The 17917-nt window shown below is 64.2% G+C and carries 16 protein-coding genes and 1 pseudogene; 7 read left to right on the forward strand and 10 right to left on the reverse strand.

The genetic code is table 11. The features are described from left to right. Positions 1-195: 195 nt before the first annotated feature. From Q4543_RS19820 to Q4543_RS19850, 7 genes are all read right to left on the reverse strand, one after another. Positions 196-1599 (reverse strand): M20 family metallopeptidase, encoded by a 1404-nt coding sequence (locus Q4543_RS19820; protein WP_303441180.1) that lies wholly within the window; start codon positions 1597-1599, stop codon positions 196-198. Next, positions 1596-3161, reverse strand: a complete 1566-nt coding sequence (locus Q4543_RS19825; protein ID WP_303441182.1) for a gamma-glutamyltransferase — start codon at positions 3159-3161, stop codon at positions 1596-1598. Before Q4543_RS19825 ends, Q4543_RS19820 begins: the two co-directional genes overlap by 4 nt. Further along, positions 3158-4141 carry an ABC transporter ATP-binding protein gene (locus tag Q4543_RS19830; protein WP_216002536.1) on the reverse strand — a complete coding sequence of 328 codons (984 nt, stop codon included), beginning with the start codon at positions 4139-4141 and terminating at the stop codon, positions 3158-3160. The genes Q4543_RS19825 and Q4543_RS19830 overlap by 4 nt, the downstream gene beginning before the upstream one ends. Beyond that, a complete protein-coding gene (locus tag Q4543_RS19835; protein ID WP_303441185.1) occupies positions 4138-5133 on the reverse strand; it encodes an ABC transporter ATP-binding protein in 996 nt (331 codons plus the stop codon). Before Q4543_RS19835 ends, Q4543_RS19830 begins: the two co-directional genes overlap by 4 nt. 3 nt (positions 5134-5136) lie before the next feature. Next, positions 5137-6033, reverse strand: coding sequence for an ABC transporter permease (locus tag Q4543_RS19840; protein WP_303441188.1), 897 nt, complete (start codon positions 6031-6033; stop codon positions 5137-5139). A gap of 1 nt (position 6034) precedes the next feature. Beyond that, entirely contained in the window at positions 6035-6952 is a 918-nt protein-coding gene (locus Q4543_RS19845; protein ID WP_303441189.1) for an ABC transporter permease, read from the reverse strand. Positions 6953-7054: 102 nt separating this feature from the next. After that, positions 7055-8575: an ABC transporter substrate-binding protein gene (locus Q4543_RS19850; protein ID WP_303441191.1), complete on the reverse strand. Its 1521-nt coding sequence runs from the start codon at positions 8573-8575 to the stop codon at positions 7055-7057. Positions 8576-8718: 143 nt separating this feature from the next. Here Q4543_RS19850 and Q4543_RS19855 point away from each other — a divergent pair, with 143 nt between their 5' ends. Beyond that, positions 8719-9480 carry an IclR family transcriptional regulator gene (locus tag Q4543_RS19855; RefSeq protein WP_303441193.1) on the forward strand — a complete coding sequence of 254 codons (762 nt, stop codon included), beginning with the start codon at positions 8719-8721 and terminating at the stop codon, positions 9478-9480. A 147-nt stretch (positions 9481-9627) separates the two neighbouring features. Continuing rightward, a pseudogene (locus Q4543_RS19860) lies at positions 9628-10337 on the forward strand (IS6 family transposase). A gap of 221 nt (positions 10338-10558) precedes the next feature. Here Q4543_RS19860 and Q4543_RS19865 read toward each other — a convergent pair. After that, positions 10559-11464 (reverse strand): LysR family transcriptional regulator, encoded by a 906-nt coding sequence (locus tag Q4543_RS19865; protein WP_303441195.1) that lies wholly within the window; start codon positions 11462-11464, stop codon positions 10559-10561. 147 nt (positions 11465-11611) lie between these two features. Here Q4543_RS19865 and Q4543_RS19870 point away from each other — a divergent pair, with 147 nt between their 5' ends. The 5 genes from Q4543_RS19870 to Q4543_RS19890 all read left to right on the forward strand — a co-directional run bounded on the left by Q4543_RS19870 (position 11612) and on the right by Q4543_RS19890 (position 15756). After that, entirely contained in the window at positions 11612-12274 is a 663-nt protein-coding gene (locus Q4543_RS19870; RefSeq protein WP_303441196.1) for a phosphoribosyltransferase family protein, read from the forward strand. Between the two features lie 119 nt (positions 12275-12393). Beyond that, positions 12394-12966: an aminotriazole resistance protein gene (locus Q4543_RS19875; RefSeq protein WP_216002762.1), complete on the forward strand. Its 573-nt coding sequence runs from the start codon at positions 12394-12396 to the stop codon at positions 12964-12966. Beyond that, positions 12966-14468, forward strand: a complete 1503-nt coding sequence (locus tag Q4543_RS19880; protein ID WP_303441197.1) for an ABC transporter ATP-binding protein — start codon at positions 12966-12968, stop codon at positions 14466-14468. The genes Q4543_RS19875 and Q4543_RS19880 overlap by 1 nt, the downstream gene beginning before the upstream one ends. Continuing rightward, positions 14465-15139 carry an energy-coupling factor transporter transmembrane protein EcfT gene (locus Q4543_RS19885; protein WP_303441199.1) on the forward strand — a complete coding sequence of 225 codons (675 nt, stop codon included), beginning with the start codon at positions 14465-14467 and terminating at the stop codon, positions 15137-15139. The genes Q4543_RS19880 and Q4543_RS19885 overlap by 4 nt, the downstream gene beginning before the upstream one ends. Further along, positions 15136-15756, forward strand: a complete 621-nt coding sequence (locus Q4543_RS19890) for a phosphoribosyltransferase family protein (protein ID WP_303441200.1) — start codon at positions 15136-15138, stop codon at positions 15754-15756. The genes Q4543_RS19885 and Q4543_RS19890 overlap by 4 nt, the downstream gene beginning before the upstream one ends. Before the next feature lie 285 nt (positions 15757-16041). Here the strand turns inward: Q4543_RS19890 and Q4543_RS19895 are convergent, their stop codons facing one another. Then, on the reverse strand, positions 16042-16293 hold the full coding sequence (locus Q4543_RS19895; RefSeq protein ID WP_303441201.1) for a hypothetical protein: 252 nt from the start codon (positions 16291-16293) through the stop codon (positions 16042-16044). A gap of 846 nt (positions 16294-17139) precedes the next feature. Then, entirely contained in the window at positions 17140-17907 is a 768-nt protein-coding gene (locus Q4543_RS19900) for an SDR family oxidoreductase (RefSeq protein WP_303441203.1), read from the reverse strand. Between the last annotated feature and the right edge of the window lie 10 nt (positions 17908-17917).

Raw genomic sequence — 17917 nt, forward strand, 5'->3', positions numbered from 1 at the left:
TCCGCCGTGGCGACCTGATCAGCCTTGGACCTCTCCGAAGGTCGGCGCTCTTACACCACCTCTCGGGGCACTACCGCCAACTGCTCATACCCCCAGCGATCATGCTGGATTCAGACAGTGAATCCCGCGAACGAATTGTGCAACAAAGCCCAGGCAATGGCAGCCCACCCTGGCGGTAGCATGGACTCCTTCGGCCTATGCGGCTACCTCCCCGCCAGGCGGGGTCTTTGCGCCGATATCCCAGAAAACACCGGCCATGACCCGCAGCGCATCTCGGCACACGGGCTTGAGCACATGTTCGTTGGGGGCGTGCTGTGAGCAGCCGCGATAGGAATGCGGCACCCAGATCGTCGGCAACCCGAGAATGTCGGTAAAGCTGTCGTTGGGCAGTGATCCCGCGAGGTTGGGTAGCACGTGTAGATCGCCCGTGGTCTCGCGGATCGACGCGCCCACGAACTGCGCCCAGGGGTGGGTCGGATCAAGGCGGGTCGCTGCGAAGAAACCACGATCATGCGGGCGGATATGCACCCGTTCAAAGCCATGCGCATCGAGGTGGCGGCGCAGTGCGGGCAGGATCCCGGCCGGATCAGTGCCCACGACATAGCGCAGCTGGCAGGTTGCCCGCGCCCATCCCGAAATCGCGTTGACCGGCGCTTCGGGCACGCCAGATACCATGGCGAGCACGGCAAAGCTGTTCCAGCCAAAGACCCGCTCGGCGGGGGTCAGGCTTTCCTCGCCCCAGTCAGGGTCCACTGCGGGGCCGTCGCCGCCCGTTACAGGCAGATCACGCAGGGCCTCGCGTACCGCGTCTGTCAGGCTGTCGGGGCGCCATTCGGGCACCTTGATCTGACCACGCTTATCGGTGATGCAGGCCAGCGCATGGGCGAGGATCATCGCAGGGTCGGCCAGCAGCCCGCCCCAGTTGCCAGAATGATGCGCGCCCTCGTGGGTTTCCACCAACAGATCGAACGTTGTCCCCCCACGCGAGCCCATGAACATGGTCGGCACGTCGGGCTGCAAGCGCGGCCCGTCCGAGGCGATCAGTACATCCGCACTCAGCCGGTCCTTGTAGGCGCGGAACACTTCGGGCAAGCCGACCGAGCCCACCTCCTCGCTCATTTCCAGAATGATCCGGGTGTTGAAGCCAAGGCTGCCGCGCGTTGCAAGCACGCATTCAAGCGCGGCGATGTTGATCAGATGCTGGCCCTTGTTGTCGGCAGTGCCGCGCCCAAACAGGCGCTCGCCCTCTTCGGTGATCTCCCAGGGCTTGAGCCCGTCGCGCCACATGCCCTCTTGTCCCAGCACCGTATCGCCATGGCCATAGGTCAGGATGGTGGGCAGGTCTTCACCTTCGACCCGCTCGCCGATCAGCAGCGGGCCCCCCTTGGGGTCGGGATTCTCCAGCAGTTCGCAAACAAAACCCATTGCCTCAAGCCGGGGCAGCATGGTTTCGGTCAGATAGCGCAACGCTTCAGCACGAGCTTCGGGCGCTGGATTCTGGATTTCGGTCCGATAGGACACAAGATGGGCCAGATCGGTCTGGAAAGCGCCGGTTTCGAAATATTCGGTGGCTTTGTCTACGGCGGACTGGCGGGTCATGCTGTCTCTTCCAGGGCTGTGTCACCCCAAGGTGACATGATTTCGGTGCATCCCGTGTTGATCGCGCCATCGCGCATCACCCCGGCGGGGCAGGCAAAGGCATAGGGCAACACGGTGCGTCTGGTGGTTTGCACGGGCAGGACGGTTTCGATGGCGCTCAGCACCTCGGGGGGCAGGGTTTCATCGGCGATCACACCTGTCCCGCTCGACACGTCGATGCGCGGCGCGTGAAAGGCCGCACCGATATCCATGCCGGTGTCGGTGATGAACGAGGCCAGCTGCGACACCGCCGAGACGATCTTGCGCCCGCCCGATGCGCCCAACGCGAAGCTGCGCGTGCCTTGGGTGCCCACAATGGGGCAGACATTCATCAGGCAGGATTTGTTCGGTGCCAGCGAGTTCGGTTTGCCCTGTTCGGGATCGAACCACATGATCCCGTTGTTCATCAACAGGCCAGTGGACGGGGACACCACGCGACTGCCAAAGATCGACAGCAAGGTCTGGGTATGCGCCACCATGTTTCCCGCGCGATCCACGACCGAGAAATGCGTGGTGCAGCCGGGAGCTTCGGGGATTTCGCCGGTATCGCCCATCTTGCCCAGCCGTTCGGCATAGGCGCGGGCAAGCGCGCCGGCATAGGCCGGATAGGCTTGCGCAGGGGTCGACAGATCCTGATCCGACAGTTGCTCTACGACACGGGCAAAGGTCGGCCCGGCGGTCAGTCCCGGCATGACGTGGAACATCGCATCGCGGTAAGGCACGGGCTGCGCGCGGCCCATCCACGCGCGATACCCGGCGAGGTCTTCGGTGGACAGGCAGCCGCCCTTGGCCTGCACATCACCCGCCAGTGCCTGAGCGATGTCGCCGGAATAGAAGGAGCGCGCGCCGCCCTTGGCCAATGCGTCCAAGGTGTCGGCCATGGCGCCCTGGTCCAGCCGGTTGTCGGGGATCGCCGTCCAGCCAGAGCCCTTGGGCCAGATCCCGTCATCCAGAAACAAGGCTGCGGCATCCGCATCCTGGGCAAGGTTGCGCGCCACCGACGCGATCAGCAACGCCGCGTACCAGTCGACCAGCATACCCTCGCGCGCATGGGCGATGGCGGGGGCGAGCAGCTCGGCCCAAGGCATCCGACCCCAGCGCGCATGGGCCTGCCCGAGGCCGTCCACGGTGCCCGGCACAGCGATGGCAGTGGCACCCTGCACATTGCGGTCATTGACCACCCGTTCCCACGGGAACAGATCGCCCGCCTTGCCATCGCCCGACAGCGGATAATCGCCTACATCCAGCCCTTTGGGTGAGCGCATGCCAAAGTTTATGGCCACGGCCTCGCCCGTATCGGCGCGCCAATGAACGGCCGCCCCGCCCCCCGCAGGGCCGCTCATCCAGGGTTCCAGCACGCCGATGGTAAAGGATGTGGCCACCGCCGCATCCACCGCATCACCGCCGGCGCGCAGCACCTCTGCCCCTGCCTCGGCGGCAAGGCGGTGCTGGGATGCGACAACGCCACCCGGCGTTTCGATCACATGCTTGCAGACATGTTGGGTTTTGGACATCGCGCTCATGCGGCTGTTTCCTTGTACATCGGGCTTTGAGGGTCGTGCAGATGACATTCCACCCGGCCCGCGTCGGTTTGCAGGGGGCGTGGTGCCACGGCGGCGCAATGCGCGCTCGCATGCGGGCAGCGCGGATGAAAGGCACAGCCCGAAGGTGGGTCGATCGGGTTGGGATAGGCCGTGCCAAGCGCGGTTTCCGGCACGCCCTGCGTCGGGTCCGGTGTCAGCACCGAGCTGAGCAGCGCGCGTGTATACGGATGGCGCGGGCGTTCGAACAGGTCGGCGACAGGCGCTTCTTCGACGATACGGCCGAGATACATCACCGCCACGCGGGTGGCGAGATGTTCGACCACCGCCAGATCATGCGAGATGAACAGATAGGTCAGGCCGAATTCATGGCGCAAATCGCCCAGAAGGTTCAGGATCTGGCTTTGCACCGACACGTCCAGCGCCGATGTCGGCTCGTCACAGATGACGATTTCGGGCTTCATCACAAGGGCGCGGGCGATCGCCACACGCTGGCGCTGACCGCCCGACATCTGACTGGGATAGGTGTTGATGACCCGTGACGGCAGGCCCACCACGTCCAGCATCTCGAGCACCGCCTTGCGCTGGCTGGTGGTATCGCCGATGCCATGCACCCGCAGGGGCAGCGAAATCAGATCATAGATGGATTTGCGCGGGTTCAGCGAGGAATACGGGTCCTGAAAGATCGGCTGAAGCCGCCCGGCAAGGGCGCGGCGGTCCAGATCCTGCATCCGGTCACCTTCGACCAGCACATTGCCGTCGGTGGGTGTCTCGAGCCCCAACAGCAGCTTGGCGAGTGTGGACTTGCCGCAGCCGGATTCCCCGACCAGCCCCAGAACCTCGCCCTTGCGCATCGTCAGAGAGACATCATTGACCGCCGTCAGCGGCCGGTGCTTGCCAAACATCCCCTGTTTGACGCGGTAGGTCTTCTTGACGTGGTCAAGCGTCAGAATATCGCTCATGCGATCTCTCCTTCCCGGGACTGGGCCCCGTCGGCGAACACGCAGCGAAAGGCGTGGCCGGCGTCGCCGCGCTGCGGGATGGCGTCTCGGCAGGCGGGCAGCGCATGTGGACAGCGGGTGCGAAAGGCACAGCCCGTGACCTCGCCCACCAGCGAGGGAACGATGCCGGCGATGGTGCCCAGCGGCGCGCCGCGTGCGGTCTTGCCCGGTTGCGGAATGCAGCGCAAAAGCCCGCGGGTGTAGGGATGGCTGGGCGCGGCAAAGACCTGCGCGGCGGGACCGGTTTCGACCAGCTCGCCCGCATACATCACCGCCACCTTGTCGGCGACACGCGCCACCACCCCAAGGTCGTGGGTGATCAGGATCATCGCCATGTTCATCTCGCGCGTCAGATCGACCAGCAGGCGCAGGATCTGCGCCTGAATGGTCACGTCCAGCGCCGTGGTCGGTTCATCCGCGATCAGCAGGTCCGGTTCGCACATCAAGGCCATGGCGATCATCACCCGTTGCCGCAGGCCGCCCGACAGCTGGTGCGGATATTGCGACAGACGACTTGCGGCGGCGGTGATGCCGACCTTTTCCAGCAGCTCGACCGCCCTGGCCCGGGCCTTAGCCTTGCTGACCTTGCGGTGCAGCAACAGGGTTTCCATCAGCTGATCGCCGATGGTGTAGGCCGGGTTGAGCGAGGTCATCGGTTCCTGAAAGATCATCGCGATGCGATTGCCGCGCAAATCCCGCATCACGCGCTTGCCCGCACGCTGCAGATCGACATCGTCGAAGCGGATTTCGTCCGCCGACCGCTTGATCGACTTGCCCAGAAGGCCCATCACCGCGAGCGAGGTCAGCGACTTGCCCGACCCGCTTTCCCCGACGATCGACAGGGTTTCGCCGCGCGCAAGCTCAAAGTCGATGCCGCGCACCGCGTGCAACGTGCCGCTGCCGGTCGGGATATCCAGCGTCAGGTTCCTGACGCTCAGCAAAGGGGTGGTCATCGCTCAGCTCCGTCCTTCCGGGGCGGTGACATCGCGCAGACCGTCCCCCATGAGATTGATCGCCAGCACCAGCACGAACAGCACGACGCCCGGGATCAGCACCAGCCAGGGTTCGAACAGCATCATGTTCTTGCCCTCTGACACCATCAGCCCCCAGGACGGGGTGGGCGGCTGCACACCAAGCCCGAGGAACGACAGCGCCGCCTCCAGAAGGATGGCATGGGCCATTTCCAGCGTGACGATCACGATCAGGTTGTTGAACACGTTGGGCATGATTTCGCTCAGCAGGATGCGCGGGGTCGAGGCCCCGATCACCTGCGCCGCGGCGATGTAATCGCGCCGGCTGATCTGCAGCGTCGAGGCGCGCATCACCACCGCGAAGCGGTCCCACAGCAGCAGGCCAAGCACGCAGATCACCACCGTCAGCGACCCGCCAAGGATCGCCACCACGGCCAGCGCCACCAGCACCACCGGCATGGCAAGCCGCACGTTGATCAGAAAGGTCACGACCGCATCGACCTTGCCGCCGAAATAGCCCGCCGCGACGCCCATCGCCGTGCCGATCACCCCGGAAATCAGCGCCGCGATGGCCCCGATCATCAGCGACACGCGCGCGCCATAGATCAGCCGAGACAGGTAGTCCCGCCCAAGGTGGTCGGTGCCCAGCGGATGTTCCCAAGTGCCGCCCATGAACACCGGCGGCACCATGCGCTTCATCAGGCTTTGCGCATAGGGATCATGCGGAGCAAGCACCGGGGCAAGAAGCGCGACCAGCACCAGCAAGGCCACGACGGACATGCCGAAAATCAGCCCCTTGTGCGACGCTGCGCGGGATTTGAGCATCTGCCGCGGCGACGGGCCCTCGATCTCCCGGGCGAGTGGATCGGTAACGTCGCTCATTTCAGGCGCTCCGCATTCTGGGGTCGAGCCACGCGTTCAACACGTCGGCGAGAAAGGTGAACACGATGTAGAACATCGAAAAGACAAGGATCAGCGCCTGCACCGTGGGCAGGTCGTTGCGCGCGATGCTTTCCCACGCCAGATAACCTGCGCCGTGCAAGGCAAAGACGCTTTCCAAAACGATCGAACCGCCAAGCATGAACCCCATCTGCACCGCGGCAAGGCTGACCACGGGGATGATGGCATTGCGCAGCGCGTGCTTGAACAGCACGCGGGTCTCGCCCGCCCCCTTGGCCCGCGCGGTCCGGATGAAATCCGAGCCGAGCACATCCAGCATCCCCGCCCGCGTCAGGCGCATGATGGCGGGCATGGCGTAATAGCCCAGAACGATGGTGGGCATGATGAAATGCCGCCACGTGTTCGCACCGGACGGGGGCAGCCAGCCCAGCTGGATCGCAAACACCACGATCAGGATCAGGCCAAACCAGAAAGACGGCATCGCCTGCCCGGCAACCGACAGGAACAGGGCGAAGCGGTCGATGAGCGAATTCGGCCGGATCGCCGCTGCCACGCCCAGCGGCACTGCCGTCAGCAGCGCAAACAGGATGCCGCAGACCCCCAGGATCATCGTAACCTGCAAACGCTCTGCGATCAGGTTGGAGACCGGGAGTTTGAAGTAATAGCTCTCACCAAAATCCCCGCGCACCGCCGAAAACAGCCATTCGCCGTATTGCACCAGCATCGGGCGATCAAAGCCGTAAAGCCGCCGCAGCGCCTCGACATCTTCGCCGCTGGCGGTTTCCCCAGCCAGCGCTGCCGCCGGATCTCCGGACAGGAACAGCAGGGAAAAGCTGATGAAGCTGACGGTAAAGGCGACCAGCAGCGCCAATCCCAGCCGTTTCAGTATGAATGTGAGCATAGACAACCTTTCGCGCGGCGCGGGGCCATGCGTTTCAGGGGGGCGAGGTATCAGACGTGAAAAGGGGTTGAGAGACGCGCCGCCCCTCAACCCCGGTGGGTTTTACTTCCAGCTCATGTCGACAAAGCGCAGCACCTCGTCGGCGGTGGGGGTGTAGCTGACCTCATCCTTGAACACGTAGTTGGTGTTGTAGGTGAACATCGGCGCCCAATAGGCTTCTTCGGTGATCTTGTTCAGCGCCTTGGCGTAGTTGTCCACGCGGGTGTCGGGATCGGTCGAGCTGTCGGCGACGTTGAGCCATTCCAGAACTTCGTCATCGCGGGCGCTGTCCAGCGAGCCATGCTTGAAAAACTGGCTGACGATGGCCGAGGCATCGTTGATCGAATAGCTGCCCCAGGTCTGGAACGAGATCGGGACCTCGCCCTTCATGTTGATCTCGCGCAGGGCGGAATACTGCAGCATGTTGAAGTTGGTCTTGATGCCCACCGCGTTCAGGTACGAGGTGATCGCCTCGGCATACTGACGGTCGCGATAGGCGTAAAAATCCACGGTGAACCCGTCGGGGTAACCGGCCTCGGCCAGCAGTTCCTTGGCCTTTTCGGGGTTGTACTCGTATTCGGTGACGTCCTGCACGCAGCCGAACTGGCTGGGGAAGCAGGGTGTATAGACGACCTTGGACGCGCCTTGCAGCAGGGCATCGACCAGCTCTTGGCGGTTGATCGCATAGTTGACGGCCTGACGCACCAGCTTGTTGGTAAAGGGCGTGTCGCCCGAACGGCCCGCCGCATCCATCTGCAGATAGCCCACCCGCATGGTGGATTCATTGGCCACGGTGAACTGGTCCATCTGGGCCAGCTTGTTGGCCTGATCCGCAGGCACCTGCCAGATCAGATCGAGAGAGCCGGAAAACAGCTCGGCCATCTGGGTATTGACGTCCGGAATGGTGCGAATGTCGATCTTGGCGATCTCGGGCTGTCCCTTGGGGCTGTCGTGATAGGATTCGTTGGCTTCCAGCACGAAATGCTGGCCCGGAATAACGTCGACCATCTTGTAGGGGCCCGTGCCGATGGGCTTGAGCCCCATGCCCGACGGGCCGGCCTCGGCGTAATACTCATTGGGGTACATCGACACCGGGCCGGACAGGAATTCGATCGCCGCCGGGAATTTTTCCTTCAGGTGGATGCGGACGGTGTAATCGTCGATCTTTTCGGCATAGTCCATCCAGTTGACGTTGCGCTGGGTTTTCACGCCGTTTTCTTCGTTGGCGACGAAATCGACCGTGAACACCACGTCATCGGCATTGAAGGGCTCGCCATTGTGAAAGGTGACACCCTCGCGCAGCTTGAATTCCAGCGTGGTGTCATCGACCCACTCCCAGCTGGTTGCGAGGTTGCCGACATATTCGTTGGTTTCCGGGTTGCGGTAGATCAGCCCGTCCCAGATCGCACGCTGCAACACCACGCCTTCGCGCGACGAGTTGAAATAGCTGTCGACGTTCTCGAGCTCTTTGGTGAAGGCGACATCAAGCGTGCCCGAGGCCTTGTCGGCCAAGGCGGGCATGGCAACGCCGGCCATCAGCACGGCGGCGAGAAAAGAGGAGCGTGTCGGAGACTTTGCAAGCATGGTTTTGTCCTGTTGAGTTGCTGATTGTATCATTATTTGATAGTTATGATTGTTATTTAAGATTAGTAATCGAATAGAATGGGCTGTCGTCAAGAGTTTGCGCGCAAAGACGCACCCGGAATTGCACCAAGTGGATTAAATGAATGCAAAAGAAGCAGGATAGCCTTTACGTCAGCACCCTCGCACGCGGGTTGCAGATCTTGCGGGCCTTCGATGAATCGCATGTTTCGCTGTCGCTCACCGATCTTGTTGCGCGCACCGGGCTGGAGAAAAGTTCGGTCCAGCGCATGGCCCACACCCTTCATCTGGAAGGGATGCTGGAACGCGATCCCAAAACCCGCCGGTTTCGCCCCAGCCACGCCTGGCTGGAACTGGCTTATACCTATTACTGGTCGGATCCTCTGATCGCGCGGGCCCTGCCCAAGCTGATCGAATTCAGTCAGGCCAAGGGTGAAACCATCAACCTTGCGCAGATCTCGGGGGATCACATCATCTATTCGCTCAGATTGCCGAACCAGCGCACCCATTTCGCGGCCAGCATCGTGGGGCGCCGCCTGCCGGCGTTGAACACCGCCGCGGGCCGGGTGATGCTGTCGACCCGATCCGAAAGCGATATCGCCGCGGCCTGCGCCGAGTGGCCCGTGGTACAGGCGACGCGCAAAACGCTGATGAACCGGGATGACATCGCCCGCAGCATCCTGAAGGCGCGCGAAGATGGCTTCTGTATCACCCGCGATCAGATGTTACTGAACGAAATCAGCGTGGCCGCCCCGATCAGGGGCACCGAAGGGCAGGCCGATGCGGCCGTGCAAATCTCGCTATCCGGCATCACCTATGACGAACAGCTGGCGCTGGAGAAATTTCTGCCAACCCTGCTGGACACGACGGCGGGCATTCTTGGCTGAGCGTCTCCTGCCTCGATCACAACGCTCTCCATTCGCAACTGTCTCCGTCAAGGCACCTTGAAGGCCCCATAGTTTCCGCGCTTTGCATAGAGCGTTAGCGGGCATTGCCAACTTTCTGAAGCCCCTGGGGGCGTCTAGCGTTTTGGCATGATGATACCAGCTGAGATGCCGCGCTTGAAAGGCTATCGTTTTCCTCGTGAAGCCGTGGCCCACGCGGTGTGGGCCTATCATCGCTTCGCGCTCAGCTCGGCGGACGTTGAGGATCTTCTTGCCGAACGCGGTGTAGCCGTCAGCCGGGAAACCGTGCGCAAATGGGTGAACCGGTTTGGTCGGCATTTCGCCGATTGCATCAAACGTGACCGCCCCGCTGCTGCCGACAAGTGGCATCTGGACGAAGTCGTCGTTCCGATCAACGGCGTGAAGCAGTGGTTGTGGCGAGCGGTGGACGCGAATGGGGATGTGCTGGATATCCTTGTGCAACCACGCCAAAATGCCAAAGCCGCCAAGCGTTTCCTTGCCCGGCTGATCGCCCGCTATGGCACGCCGCGTGTGGTCGTGACTGACAAATTGCGCAGTTACATCAAACCGATCCGTGCTCTCGCGCCTGAAGCCGATCACCGGGCACATAAAGGGCTCAACAACCGCATAGAAGGGTCACACCGACCAATCCGGAAGCGAGACAAGGTCATGGGCCGGTTCAAATCGAACCGGCAGGCGCAAAGGTTCCTCGCGGCCCACGATCAAATCGATACAATTTTCAGACCTCGTCGCTTTCGTCTCTCCACCGCCTCATACCGCCATGCAAGATCCGATGCCTTCGGCCTGTGGCCAACTATGCGCTCGAAATGACCGCCTGACACAAACACCCCTGGCGGCCGTCTCATGCTGATGCCGTCAAGTTGGCAATCCCCCGGCAGACAATTTGGCAATGCCCGCAGCACATATCGATCTTGCGGATTTGGCTCGGGCCGGGTTCCTCAAATCATCTAGCGCCAAGGGGCCAAGGCGCATCGGGTTTCCGCTGACACCCGGCGCGCGGCTGTTTCGCAACCTGATCACCGGCAGCGCCCCCGGAGGATCAGCCCCGCAACCGATCCATGAACACTTCGAAATGGCGCCGGGCGAGCACCGCCGCCAGCGACGACGAGGTGTCGCGCGGGGCGATCAGGGCCAGCGACAGCGGCGGCAACGCGGGCCCCCTTAGCGGGATCGCATCAAGACCGGGTTCGGGGCGCTCGGGCAGGCCCGCACATACGGCGATCAGGCCATGGCCGCAGCCTTCGCGTACCAGCGCGCGCAATACCTCGGTGCTGTCCGCCGTGATCGCCGCAAGCGGTTCGACGCCCGCGCGCGCGGCGGCAATGTCGTGTATATCGCGCAGCGGGCTGCCCGCGCCGGGCAACAGCACCGGCTTGCTGAAAAACCGCCCCAGCGACACGCTCTGACGCGCGCGCCCGTCGGAGGGCAGCAGCGCCAGCACCCGGAACGGCACCTCGCGTAGCACCGACACCCCCGGCAGCGGGCGCGGGCTGAAGGTCAGGCCCAGATCCGCTTCGCCGTCGATCACCCTCTGCCGGACGTTGTCCGACCCGGACACCCGCAGCGACAGGGTGATTTTCGGATGCGCCGCCCGGAACGCCGCCAGCGCCCGTGGCAACAGCCCCGAGGCCGCGTCCTGCGGGGCGGCGATGCGCACCTCGCCGCGGCTCAGGCCCTTGAGCTCTTCGATCTCGGCCGACACCGCGCGCATGTCGCGCCGCCAGCCGCGCATCCGGTACATCAGCAATTCGCCGGCCGAGGTCAGGCGCACGCCCCGAGGGTGACGCTCGAACAGGGGAACGCCCAAATCTTGCTCGGCGCGCAGCAATTGCTTGTCGATGGCCGAGGCGGAAACGTTCAGAACCTCGGCGGCGCGCCGGATCGATCCAAGCCGCGCGATTTCCTCCATATATCTGAAAAAGCGTGTGAAAAACACTTTCTGCATTGGCTGTCACGTCCCATTTTGGCCCCGCTGATGCCAACATTTCAGAGCGTTGAGAAAAATTCAACGCCGCGTCGGATTCTTGGCGTTTGTCATTTGCCTGTCATGTTGGAATGTTGCCCCGAAACACCCATCCCACCGGAGGCCGCCTTGCGCCTGATCGCGCCCCATCACTACGACGTCGAGATCGCCGGCAAGACCGAGCGTCTGCCGATGCTGGCGCTGGATGAGCAGCGCGCCATCGCCCTGCTGATGGACATCGACATGGGGCTGGCCTTTGCCGATCGCGTCGGGCGGGCGCTCGCCGAACGCTTTGCCGCGCTCAAACCCGACGTCGTCGTCGGCAGCGCCACGCTTGGCATTCCGGTGGCAATGGAGGTCAGCCGCCACCTTGGCCTTGACCGTTACCTGATCTTGCAGAAATCGCCCAAGTTCCACCTTGCCGATGCGCTGTTCGAACCGGTGCGCTCGATCACCTCGGACACGCCGCAACGGCTGATGCTGGATCGGCGGCAAGTGCCGTTGCTTCAGGGGCGCCGCGTGGTGGTGGTGGATGACGTGATCGCCACCGGCGCCAGCATTGCCGCGTCGATGCGGCTGGCGCGGCGCGCCGGAGCCACGGTGCTGGCCGCCGGAACCATCCTGACCGAGGGCATCGCCTGGCGTGAGGCGCTCGGCGAAGACGCCGCGCTGGTGCATCGGCTGGGCCGCATCCCGCGCTTTTTCATCGCAGGCGGCGCGGCGCAAATCGACCCCGCCAGCCTTGAACCGGACATGCTACCGGACTTGGAGCCCGCGCCCATGCCCCACTGACATCATAGGGCAGGCCGGGAAGGGAGGAGCCCGGCCTGCCCCGTCATTTCGCCCCGAACCGGGCGCAAGCAGAAGGGCGGCACGCGCCCCTCATCTCAACCGCAACAGGGAATCCTCCTATGACCACACAGACCCTTTCCAAGGATGGCGGCTCCAGCCTCTTTCCGATCGTGCTTTCCATCGTCGCCGCAGCCGCCACCGGCGTGCTCTGGGCCTATGCCAACCCGATCCAGCTGGTGCCCGGCGTGATCCAGTGGCGCATCTTTGCGTTTCTGCCGCCGCTGGTCGGCATCCTGCTGGGCTGGAAAAGCGGCTTTATCTGCGGCTATCTCGGCACCATCGTCTGGTCGCTGCTGGCGGGCACCTTCATCCCGGCGCATTCGCTGATCGTCGATGGCATCATGGTCGGCCTGACCGGCCTTGTGCCCGGCCTGCTGTTCAGCCCCGCCAAGACCAGCTTTGACAAAAGCGCGCTGATCCGCATCGCGCTGGTCTGCCTTGCCGTGGGTCTGGCGATGGTGGTCGCAGTGTCCGCCAGCCTTGCCGCTCTGGGGATCTTTCCGTTCTGGTGGGCGGTTGGCTACCTCGGCCTGTCCGACATCGTGCCGATGCTGATCGGAACGCCGCTGCTGGTGGTGCCCGCGCTCAAGATCCTGACCGCCGCGCACCCCTCCGGGTTCAAGCGCTTCTGATGCTGCTGAACGCTGACAAACTGACGCTGGGGTTCGGCACTGCCGAGCCCCTTGTGCAGGACGCTGACCTTGCCCTTGGCGAGGGCCAGCGCCTGCTGATTTGCGGCGCGACCGGCAGCGGGAAATCGACGCTGGCCATGGCGCTGGCGGGGATCATTCCGCAGATCCTGCCGATCCCGCAATATTCCGGGCGCGTGTCGCTCGCAGGCGAAGAGGTGACCACCCTGCCCCACGCCGCGCTGTTTTCGCGCCTTGGCTATGTCGCCCAATCCGCCGAAGACCAGCTCTGGGATCTTTCGGTCGAAGACATCATCGCCTTCCCGCTGGAAAACCGCGCCCTGCCCCGCGCGCAGATCCGCGAGCGCGTGCGCGCCTTGATGACACAGCTGCAGCTGACGGCGCTGGCCGGACGCCGGGTGCTCACCCTGTCGGGGGGCGAGCGGCGCATGGTCGTGCTTGCCGCAGCTCTTGCCTCGCAACCCACGCTGGTGGTGCTGGACGAGCCGACCACCGGGCTGGACCCGGCGGCGCGCGCCCGTCTGTGCGACGCGCTTGTCGAGGCTGCGGCGCATGTCTCGGGCATGATCGTCACCGAACAGGATGCCAGCGCGCTGGCCCCGGTTTGTAGCGACCTCGCGCTGCTTTCGGGGGGCAAACTGGCGGCCCCGCGCGCCCTTGGCCCGGCGCTGGACGACGCCGCGCTATGGACTGGCGCTGGCCTTCTGCCGCCCCGCCGCACCACGCCCGCCCGCACGCCGCCCGCAACCGGCCCCGAGCTGCTGGCCGTCGCCGGCCTGCGCACAAAGCTGACCCGCGCCGACGGCGCGCCGGTGCTGGAAAAGGCCGAACTGTCGCTGAAGGCGGGCGAGGTGCTTGCCGTGATCGGGCGCAATGGCGCGGGCAAGACAACGCTGATGAAATCGATACTCGGCCTCGCCCCCGCCGCGGCTGGACGCATCGTGCTGGGCGGCACCGACGCCACCGGCTGGACCATCGCGCGCCGTGCCCGCCACATCGCCTATGTGCCGCAATCCATGCGCCAGATCCTGTTCCACATGAGCGTGGCCGAGGAAATCGACTTTGCCCGCTCCATGGGTGCGGGTGATGAAGACACCGCAACCGTGCTGGCCCGCTACGGGCTTGCCGGGCATGAGGAAACCAACCCCTTTGCCCTGTCGGCGCGCCAGCAGGGCCAGCTCGGGCTGGCCTGCGCCGATGCGTCGGGGGCGGCCATCGCCATTGTCGACGAACCGCTTCTGGCCCGCGATCTGCACGGGCGCGCCCTGCTGGAAACCTTCCTGTCGCGCATGACCGGATCGGGGCGCGCGGTGATGCTGATCTCGCATGATCTTGATCTTGTCGATGACGTGGCCACGCGCCTTGCCATCGTCGCGGATGGCCACATCCCGCAGGACGGCCCGGTGCCCGAGGGCTGGCACAGCCCGGCCTTCGCCGCCCTTGGCTGGCCCCTGCCCCGCGCCCATCAAAGGACTGCCGCATGAGCCGCCTTGCCGATCTCAATTTCTTTGCCAAGCTCGGCGCCGCCTTTGGCCTGATGATCCTCGCCTGGCTGGCGCCGGACTGGCGCTGGGGCCTGCCCTATGCGGCGCTGATCGTCGCCGGGCTGGTGCTGGACCGGGTGCCCGGCTTGCGCGGCTATCTCAAGGGAGCCGGGCTGCTGACCCTGATGGTCATCGTCAGCTGGATGATCAACCTGACGATCCAAGGGCTTGCCCCGCTGGACGCGCTTGGCGTCGCCGCAAAGATGGCCGCGCGTCTGGTGGCCACCACGGCGCTGTTCTATTTCGTCATGGAAACGTCGAGCCCCGGCGCCATTCTGGCGGCCTGCTCGGCGGCGCGGCTGCCGCCCATCGTTACGCTTGTGCTGTCGCTGCTGTTCGGCATCATCCCGATGCTGCGCGATGAATTCGAACGCATCGCCGATGCACAGCGCGCCCGCGGCATGGAAATCGACGACGTGAGCTTTCTGCGCAAACTGCGCTTTGCCCTCGCGCGCGGCGTGCCGCTGCTGGTGCAGGCCATTCGCACCGCCCACGCCATTTCCTTCTCACTCAGCCTTTACGGATTCGACCTTGGCACAAAGCGCAGCACATGGCGGCGCGTCGGCTGGTGGATCGAACCTGCGATGTCCTTCAGGGAGCCCAGTAAATGAAAGACCAGACCGCCGCACAGACCTGGCATGTCGATGTCGAAGGCTTCGGCCTCGATCTGCCGATCGTGCCGATCAACCCCGAATTCGCGATCTCTCTGATGATGGTGATCGACCTTGGCGTGCGCTTTGGCGCCCATGTCGGCGAACGGCTCGCGGCGAAAATCGCCCCGATGAAGCCCGACATCATCGTCGGCCCCGCGACGCTGGGCATTCCCGTCGCCATCGAGGTGACGCGGGCGCTTGGCCTTGATCACTACGTTGTGCTGCAAAAATCGCCCAAGCTGCATCTGGCGGATGCGCTGGTGCAAACGCTGACCTCGATCACGTCCAAGGGCGAGCAACGGATCCTGCTGGATCGCGCGGCGATCCCGCTGATCGCGGGCAAACGGGTTGTGGTGGTCGATGACGTGGTGGCGTCGGGCTCCAGCCTCAAGGGGGCGCTGGATCTTGTGCGGCAGGCGGGCGGCAACCTCGTTGGCGCCGGAGTCATCCTGACCGAAGCGCAGGACTGGCGCGAAACGCTCGGGCCGGACGCGGACAGTTTGGTGTCGCTGGCGCATATCCCGCAATTCGCCCCGGGTGCGGAGGGCCGCTGGCAGCCGATCCCGGGAACCTGAAGCCGCAAGGGGGATTTGCCGCGCGCAACGCTCTTTCAGGGGCAGGCCCAATTGGGTGTCGCTGCGGGGCAGGAACACGCAGCGTCGCATCTGGCGTCTTCACGGGACGCGTCGCGGGTGCGTTCCGGTCAGGTAGCTCATGTCTGACAGCTGAACGCCCACGGGCAACAGGCCCGGCGCCGCGCATGAGAAAAGGAGCGCCCCGGTCAGGGCGCCCCTTAGGTTCAAGTTGGGCTTAAGTGTCGTTCCAAAACAGGCGCTTCGCCCGTCTGGTACGGCCATGGATCAGCTGTTGAAGTTGCGGATCAGCGCCTCGGCCCGAAATTTCGCCTCGGCGGCGCTGCCTTCGTCCGAAACCACCTGCCATGCGGCGACCGCTTCGGAGTTGCTCAGCGAAGCAACGTCAGCGTTCGGAGCAATCTGCGACAGGGCTTTGCGGGCTGCGTCGCCGGTGTTGTTGGGCTGGGCCGACGCGGCGCCCGAAAGAGCGGCGGTTGCGGTGATGGCTGCGGCGGCAATGAGAGCGATGCGGTTCATGTGAAGTCTCCGATATCTGGTTATGTGCGTCTGTGTTCGACGTTTCCGTCTTGTGGGGTAGATATCGGTCGCACGGCCCAAGGTTTCAAATCACAGGATCGCTCTCGCGCGCTCTTGGGGATGTGAGAAATCTGGGTGGAACAAATGACCATCACCAGATGAAACTTCATATCCATATGTTTTATAAAAATAGTTTTCCATCAGCCAAGCTGCCTGCACAGCTATCCGTGTAACATTCACCGCCAATGCGGCTTGTTTTCGGGCATCACACCATTTCTGTGCGCCAGCGCACCGAGTAAGGAGAGGCTTGGCAATCCCCACCTAGTGAGGCACGCGCAAAAGTTCCGATCCGCAATCGAACAGCTGTCCCCCGGACCGGCCTATATGCAGTCTGATCCGCATCTTTGCCGCGCAAAATCCGCAGCGGGTCCGCCTGATGCACAGCGCAGCACAGGCACAACAGAGGACGGTGACGCGGCAGGCGATGGCCTCGTCGTTGGGAAGATGGGAGGCCCTCGGGGAGGGTTTCTCGACCAACGTCGGCACCCTAAGTGCGCCGGTTAATATCGCCACTCAGCGCTTTGGTCGGGGTGCTGATGTTCGCCGGGTGAATGCTCTGCTCGCCCGCAGAGCGCGATCCCGCCGCTGTCAGTTCGTCCGGCTTGGCCGCAGCAAGAGCGCCGCCGCCCTGTGCACTGCGAAAACCCCGGCATTCAGAATGAAGCAAGGAACGACGTCTGAATCGTCTTGCGGCAGATTTGGCCGGATGGTACCGGCAGCGGTCACAAAGATGTGGAACGGGGGCCGCGCGCCGCCCGTCTCACATCAAAGCCATGCGCCCAGCCGCTACCCCAGCATTCCGGTATCGCCGCAGACCGACAGCGCCTGCCCCGAAATGGTCGCCCCGCGCGGGCTGGCGAGGTACAGCACCTGATCGGCAAGCTGCTCGGGCGTCACGTATTGCTTGATCGAGGTGCGCGAAAACGCGTCGCGTTCGGCCTCTTCAAAGCTGATGCCCTGCGCTTGCGCCCGCGCCTCCAGCACCCGGCGCTGGCGTTCTCCGGCCACCAACCCGGGCAGCAGCGCGTTGACCCGGATCGCGTCGGGGCCAAGCTCGATCGCCATGGATTTGGTCAACCCGATCACCCCCCACTTGGCCGCCGCATAGGGGCTGCGCTGACGGAACCCCAGCCGCCCCGCCAGAGACGAGACATTGACGATGGACGCATTGTCGCTGGCCCGCAGATGCGGCACCGCACGCGCGGTGGTCAGGAACTGGCTGGTGAGGCAGATGGCAAGGCATTGCTCGACCTCTGCCAGATCCAGCTCTTCGATCCGGCCCGTCGGCCCGGCGATCCCGGCGTTGTTCACAAGGCAATCGATGCCGCCGAGCTGCGCCGCCGCCGCGTCCATGAACGCGCCGAGGGCGGCTTTGTCGGAAACATCGACACGGGTGCGGAACACCGCCTCGGGCAGGCTGGCAAGCCCGGCCTCGTCGATATCGCAGGTGGCGACGCGCGCGCCTTCGGCCAGAAAGCCTTCGACGATGGCGCGGCCGATGCCGTTGGCGCCAGCGGTGACGATCACCCGCGCGCCAGTCAGATTCAGATCCATATTCGGGTCC

The sequence above is a fragment of the Salipiger sp. 1_MG-2023 genome (genome assembly GCF_030547555.1).
In the GTDB taxonomy this organism is placed as follows: Bacteria; Pseudomonadota; Alphaproteobacteria; order Rhodobacterales; family Rhodobacteraceae; genus Salipiger.